Genomic DNA, 1,356 nt, shown 5'->3' on the forward strand with positions numbered 1-1,356 from the left:
GCTGAATTTCAGTATCAAATGCGACAAATAAAGTCCTTTAAAATAACATTCCTTAGTCTAGTTAATGAAAAAATGCCGTATATTTTATCCGTTATAAATACTTTGGATGCTTTGTGAAATATAACGTTTAGACCAATTTAAATAAGCGTTGCTTTACGTAATTCTTTGTGGAATACCAATTGAGCGGATTTCCAATTTAGTGTTTTTCTAGGACGATTGTTAATGGATTCTACAGCTTGATTCAACTCCTGTTGATCAACTTTAGAAAAATCAGTCCCTTTAGGATAATATTCTCTAAGCAACCCATTATGATTCTCATTACAACCACGTTCTTGTGGGCTATAAGCGTTCGCTAAGTAAATCTTGGTACCTTTAGACTCAATCAAACCAACATACCCTTGATTGATGAATTCACTTCCTCGATCACAGGTAATCGACTTCACAGCACCTGGATGATCTTTCAATAGCTGGCACATAGCTTTATACATGTTATGAGACGTTTTTTTAGCCATTTTATAAGTCTTGTAACGTCTTGTACGTCGCTCTACGAATGTAGCTAATGCAGTTGTAGAGTGACGTACAGAAAGAACGCTATCAGCTTCCCAATGTCCAAACTCTAATCTATGATTTGCTGCTACTGACCGGTTTGCTATGGAATGATCTTCAAACCATTTTTTCTCTGGCCGCTTAAATTGCGCTTCTTTTTTATGAACAAGTTTTCTTTTGTATCTTCGTCCTCTTCTGCGGAGCCCTTTTATATCAAATTCAAGGACTCCATTGTAGATCCAGTTATAAATTGTATTGGTACACACCGGAATCCCCTTTACACCAAAGGCTATCTGCTCCGGAGAGAATTTCAACTGTAGATAATACGTAATCTTCTTAAGCAACTGTGGCGTAGTCTTCTTTTTACTTCTAGTCTCCCTACGCCTCATAGAGGTTAAATTACTGGCACTAGTAGCTTGATAAGGCATTGGTCCAAGCCAACTATCCCTTCCCTGCTTCATGGTATTACGTTTTATTTCCCGATAGATTGTTGATCTATGCCGATTTAAATGTAATGCAATCTTAGAAACAGACATATTCTGAAGTAATGCTGCTTCAATAAATCCCCTGTCTTCTGCTGTTAGCTGTCCCATAAAAATCCTCCTTCAGATACATAATTATTTCTAATTATACATGACTAAAGGGATGTATATGGAACAAAATGTTATTTAATAATACTGTGTTATTCACAAAGAAGACCAATAGAAAATTCCTTGTCTTTTCCCTTCAAAAATAACCACTTAAACAATAACAATAGAGAGGTAATGGGAATTCCCCCTTTGTCGCATTTACTTTTGATATATAAGAGTA

Annotated in this window: 1 protein-coding gene; it reads right to left on the reverse strand. The window is 36.0% G+C overall.

Annotation, left to right across the window (positions count from 1 at the left end):
- Window positions 1-137: 137 nt before the first annotated feature.
- Window positions 138-1,139 (reverse strand): IS30 family transposase, encoded by a 1,002-nt coding sequence (locus BCR25_RS14105; protein ID WP_069664238.1) that lies wholly within the window; start codon window positions 1,137-1,139, stop codon window positions 138-140.
- Between the last annotated feature and the right edge of the window lie 217 nt (window positions 1,140-1,356).

The sequence above is a fragment of the Enterococcus termitis genome (genome assembly GCF_001730305.1).
Lineage (GTDB): Bacteria > Bacillota > Bacilli > Lactobacillales > Enterococcaceae > Enterococcus_L > Enterococcus_L termitis.